The sequence below is a fragment of the Desulfobacula phenolica genome, assembly GCF_900105645.1.
In the GTDB taxonomy this organism is placed as follows: Bacteria; Desulfobacterota; Desulfobacteria; order Desulfobacterales; family Desulfobacteraceae; genus Desulfobacula; species Desulfobacula toluolica.
In genome coordinates this window covers 1-5,093 of sequence record NZ_FNLL01000034.1, presented here as the reverse complement: position 1 = coordinate 5,093, position 5,093 = coordinate 1, and the positions used below count along the sequence as shown (strand labels likewise).

Annotated in this window: 6 protein-coding genes; all 6 read left to right on the top strand. The window is 35.2% G+C overall.

What is annotated here, in order from left to right; all coding sequences use genetic code 11:
- Positions 1-1,028 precede the first annotated feature (1,028 nt).
- Positions 1,029-1,883, top strand: coding sequence for a signal peptidase I (gene lepB, locus BLT94_RS21455; protein ID WP_245743219.1), 855 nt, complete (start codon positions 1,029-1,031; stop codon positions 1,881-1,883).
- A 105-nt stretch (positions 1,884-1,988) separates the two neighbouring features.
- A complete protein-coding gene (locus tag BLT94_RS21450) occupies positions 1,989-2,444 on the top strand; it encodes a hypothetical protein (RefSeq protein WP_092238756.1) in 456 nt (151 codons plus the stop codon).
- A gap of 154 nt (positions 2,445-2,598) precedes the next feature.
- On the top strand, positions 2,599-3,330 hold the full coding sequence (locus BLT94_RS21445; RefSeq protein WP_092238753.1) for a hypothetical protein: 732 nt from the start codon (positions 2,599-2,601) through the stop codon (positions 3,328-3,330).
- A 272-nt stretch (positions 3,331-3,602) separates the two neighbouring features.
- The gene (locus BLT94_RS21435) at positions 3,603-3,869 is read left to right on the top strand and encodes a DUF4160 domain-containing protein (protein ID WP_014957552.1); all 267 of its coding nucleotides are present in this window, start codon (positions 3,603-3,605) and stop codon (positions 3,867-3,869) included.
- Between the two features lie 12 nt (positions 3,870-3,881).
- Positions 3,882-4,139, top strand: coding sequence for a DUF2442 domain-containing protein (locus BLT94_RS22725; protein ID WP_041279440.1), 258 nt, complete (start codon positions 3,882-3,884; stop codon positions 4,137-4,139).
- A 183-nt stretch (positions 4,140-4,322) separates the two neighbouring features.
- Positions 4,323-5,093: toll/interleukin-1 receptor domain-containing protein (locus tag BLT94_RS21425; RefSeq protein ID WP_175530451.1), on the top strand; the 771-nt coding region annotated here is incomplete at its 3' end.

The window sequence follows — 5,093 nt, the reverse complement described above, 5'->3', positions numbered from 1 at the left end:
AGGAGGTGATATTTAATTCAATATCCACACATCACTGATCGCAAAACAAAACTGGTTCTCCCGGCAATGCATACCTGCGTGCAAAAAACAGCATTTTTTGCTTCAGACAGCCTTTAGAATCTGGCGAATAAATTTCAAAGATCGATTTTTCGAAAAAAGGACCGGTCCCGCCTAACATCCGTCTGATCAAACGCCTTACCCTAAAAAGCTATTTTCTATATATGGTGACCGGGCTTGTCCAACAAACGGTTCAGATTGTGGTTCGCTGCGCTCACACAATCTAACCTTATTCGTTAGGGTTTTGAAATATTTGTTGATCTTTGTGCGAAGTAATTGTATTTAAAATTTTTAAAATCTAACAAAGACTGATGTTCTTTGACATTTTTTATAACGAATAAAAGATACTTGGAAAAAATCTCAATCAACAATTGTTAATCTTGCAGATGACAATTTTTAACAAGCTTGAAATTATTCAACATTCCGAATATTCTTGCGATCATTTTTGTTGCTAACAAAATTTACGATTGCCAAGAATCTCGATCAGCAATTGTTGCTCTTGCGGATAACACTTTTCAATAAGCTTGAAATTATTCAACATTCTGAATATTCATGCGATCATATTTGTTGCTAACAAAATTTACGATTGCCAGGAATCTCAATCAACAATTGTTGCTCTTGCGGATAACACTTTGCAACAAGCTTGAAATTATTCAACATTCTGAATATTCTTCCGATCATATTTGTTGCTGACAAAATTTACGATTGCAAAGAATCTCAATCAACACTTGTTGCTCTTGCGGATAACACTTTTTAACAAAAATATAACTGGACAAAAAAAAATGAATAAACGATAAAGTATTAACATCTGAAATCGTTGCAAAAAAGACACAGAAACAACCCTAACCCGGCGCTGAACTCGGACGCAAAAGGTTTCCGCTCCTATCGTCGCTACAACCTTTTGCGCCGGTTAGCTTAGCGTTCTGTTTCATGACAACAGCTTCTAAATTCAGACAAATCTAAGGATTAAAATGGAAAATAAACCAAGAAAACTATGGGTTGCGGGTGTCTTTACTTTTCTTACAATTGGTTTGGGGCATGTATATTCGGGTAAAGCACAAAAAGGAATCATTTTATATTTGGGGCAGTATTTAGGCCTCTTAATTTGTATGGTTTTTCTATTTATCTACCCTTCATTAGTCGTGATTGTTCTGTTTGTATTATTGGGTTTCGCATACTTTCTCTACTCATTGATCGATTCAATTCAAGTATCTAAAAAGGGCAGAGATTCCTATCAGCTAAAAAAATACAATAGTTGGTATTCCTATTTGGGAATTTTACTGCTTAGTTCATTCATAATTCAGCCAACAATATCGAATTCTATTAAGAAACATATCATTCAAGCTTACAAAATACCGGATGGATCGCTAAAACCTACATTATTAATCGGCGATCAGATACTCGCAAAGACAGGTTTGTCTTTGAAAAGTGGAATCGAAAAAGGAGATATGGTCATTTTCCCATATCCACAAGATCCATCTAAGGATTTCATTAAACGTGTAGTGGCAGTCGGCGGAGAAACCATCGAAATTAAAGAAAAGAAGGTGTTCATCAATGGTAAACTAATCAATGAACCCTTTATCCTCCATCTTGATAATAGAATGATTCCACCCAATTTGGCTCAAAGAGATACTATGCCAGCTATAAAAGTTCCGGATGATTCACTATTCGTAATGGGAGACAACAGAGACAATAGCCACGACAGTCGATTCTGGGGTTTTGTTAAGAAATCCTCTGTAACCGGAAAGGCTTCTATCATCTATTGGTCATGGGATCGAAAAGATTTTAAAATTCGTTGGGATAGGATTGGTAAAACTATAAACTGAAACAGAACCAATCACTGGACGGGACCGCGAGCAGCTCAGCCGCCTTTTTCAAGTACCGTGGCGCGGCCCGTCAGCTCAACCGTTATACATCATCAAGAAACTAATATGATTTCAAAAAAAATAACCCTGAAAACAAACCTATCAAAAGATGAATGCATCAATGAGTTGGAACGTAGTATGGAACACGATGCTTTGTGGCCACAAGGAACATGCGATAATCCTATCAATGGTAAAATAAAAAAAAATGGTTTCATCATCTATAGGAATTTAAATCATATAAATAAATTACAAGACATTTTTAAGGCTACCATAACAGAATTGGATGAAGGTATTGAAATAAGTGGAAGATTTATTATGAATCCATTCGCATTTGCTATGCTAATATTTGTTTCGGTGTTCATCATGCTTGGCTTTGTGTTTTCATCCAAAATTGAAATTTCAGACTTTATTATACCGAGTTTATTAATTGGCTTTGTGTATTTTGCACAACGCAAATCAAGTGATGATAGAGCCTTTATACTAAATTTTTTCCGAACGAAATTGAAAACAACAAACAAATAGATGTATAACCAATCACTGGACGGGACCGCGAGCAGCTCAGCCGCCTTTTTCAAGTACCGTGGCGCGGCCCGTCAGTTCAACCGTTCGGTTTCAAAAATTGAAAAGGTGAAAATAATATTTTCCTATCCTTAAGACAAGTCATTATGAGGTGAAAATGGAAATCTTTGTAAAAGTCGTTACTTATATATCAGGAATTTTTGTTCCAGCTATTATCTCATATTACATTGCTGTGTGGCTGCAAAGTCCTGTGAATCTTGAGTATTATAAGGCTACAGATGACAATTATGGAGGAGATAGTCTTCTTGATGACAAATTAAAATTTTCTGTCACTAAAATTAGTTACATGGGTACTGAATATCAAACCTTGCGTGTTATAAAATTTTTAATAGTAAATACTAATTCTCAAAATCTTGAGTCTGGAGCACATTTTTTCTTTTTAGTTGGAAATGAATTGAAACCATTAAACCCTGAGCATGTTGTTGATTTAAGTTTTAAGGCGTTTACACCTCAAAAAGACCCAGTCATTATAAACAGGAAAGACAATAAAGACTGGGGAACAGGCTTTACTTTCAGTTCAGATCTTCCAGGAAAAAGTAACACTGAAATAACTATCGTTCTCAATGGAAAAAATAAAGACCTTAATAACAAAGAAATTGTACTAAAAAAAACGCCACGAAAAAAGGAACGCCTTCAGCTTATAACATCTCCAGGCAAAGCTACTCTTTCTATGAAGGCTATGCATTTTTATATTTGGCTTGCTAGTGTAGCGTCGCTTTATAGCATTACATGGTTGTTAATAAATATTTTTACAGGCAATTACAGTACTGGAGCCCAAATTGTTAACTGGGTGTCAAAAAAAATATTTGGCATAGGTTTCATAAAGTGAGACTGTAAATCAAATATACCGAACAGGCGGGTGAACCGGACAGCAAGGGTCTCATTCTTTTTAAAGGTTGAAAAACTTTTAAATGATGTGCTTTCAATTAACTTTTTTGGAAACCCTTGCTGCCCGTTACCCAAGCGTTGTGCGATGCAATTATATGCTCAAATCAATAATGATCGGGCGACTACCGAATTGCATAAAGTTAAAAAAACTGCTATTCTTAATAAAATTAACTGATGTAAAAATTAAGAACAAAAAAAAATAAAAAGATAATAATGCCTACGATATCAATGTTTTATGGAATCATTATACGAATGTATTTTGCTCCCGACGAGCATCCACCACCGCACTTTCATGTTTATTACGCTGAATACAAAGCAACAGTCGATATCCGCACATGTGAAATCATCGAAAGCAATCTTCCCAGAAAACAGAAGAGGCTTGTCATAGCATGGGCTGAATTGCACCAGGAAGAACTAATTGCAAACTGGCAATTGGTTATGAATGGAGAAAAACCATTCAATATTGAACCTCTTAAATAAGGAAATTATGTTGTGTATCCATCAGTAAAACAAGTTAAGCCCGGTAAAAATTACATTCTTTCAATAGTTTTTGATAACGGTGAGACTGGAATACTGGACATGAAACCGTTTCTTGACTTTGGAGTTTTTCGTAGCCTCAAGGATCATGAAATATTCCAACAAGTCAAAGTAAACTTTGATACAATTGAATGGCCATTCTCTATTGATCTTGATCCCGAATTTGTTTATCAGAAATGCCACAAAAGTCACTCAAATACGAGTTGCCAATAAAGGTAAAAAGTTCAAAAGAAAACACAGCCGTGGACGCACAACAGGCGGGTGAACCGGACAGCAAGGGTCTCATTCTTTTTAAAGGTTGAAAAACTTTTAAATGATGTGGTTTCAATTAACTTTTTTGGAAACCCTTGCTGCCCGTTACCCCAACGTTCGCTTTAGGAAAATATGGAGGGAAATATGAGTGATATATTTTTAAGTTGTTCAGAAAAAGACAAAAAAATTGCTAAAATAATATCTGACCACTTAGAAAAAGAGGGTTTAACTACCTGGTATTATTATCGTGATTTCATTCCAGGGGTAAAAAATCTCCAATCTACGGGTAAAGAAATAGATACATGCAAAGCTGTAATAGTATTGGTTTCAGAATCATCCCTAAATGAAGACTTTGTGTTTCCTGAAATATTATGTGCAGTTGAAAAAAATAAAAACCTGCTACCTGTATTGATTGGAATTTCGTTCGATGAATTAAAAGCATTGAAACCAAAATGGATTAATGCCTTTGGGTATACTGTCTCTATAGAATGGGATAGTACAAATTCATTTGATATTCTTGGTAAAATTACACATGGACTGAAAAAAATAACAATATTGAACAATCCTTTATCTGAAAGATTTCAACACTCCAGTAATAGTTTAATAGACTTAAATAAGGCAGAAACATTGCCAACTTTCTTCAACATTAGTTGTCCTGTTGATTTGGCTGTTTTCGTAGATGGTTTCTGTCTTGCGGAGATACGTCACGCCGATAATAGCGGAGATGCTTTGGTTGATACTACTGATTATGACATAAAAATATCACCAACTACACCTTTCACTTTTAAAGGGCGAGAATTTACTGTCTTACTCAATGCGAGTGATTTTTTAATTGGTAAAGCTGATGGTGATGATATTTTTGTTGGAGATAGCTTGAGCGACGATATAGTCGTCAGTGAATTTGAATTACTCGCT

Bases quoted from the DNA above. Each gene is read 5' to 3' on its own strand.
- BLT94_RS21435 (WP_014957552.1), top strand. From the start codon at position 3,603: ATGCCTACGATATCAATGTTTTATGGAATCATTATACGAATGTATTTT.
- BLT94_RS21445 (WP_092238753.1), top strand. From the start codon at position 2,599: ATGGAAATCTTTGTAAAAGTCGTTACTTATATATCAGGAATTTTTGTT.
- lepB (WP_245743219.1), top strand. From the start codon at position 1,029: ATGGAAAATAAACCAAGAAAACTATGGGTTGCGGGTGTCTTTACTTTT.
- BLT94_RS21450 (WP_092238756.1), top strand. From the start codon at position 1,989: ATGATTTCAAAAAAAATAACCCTGAAAACAAACCTATCAAAAGATGAA.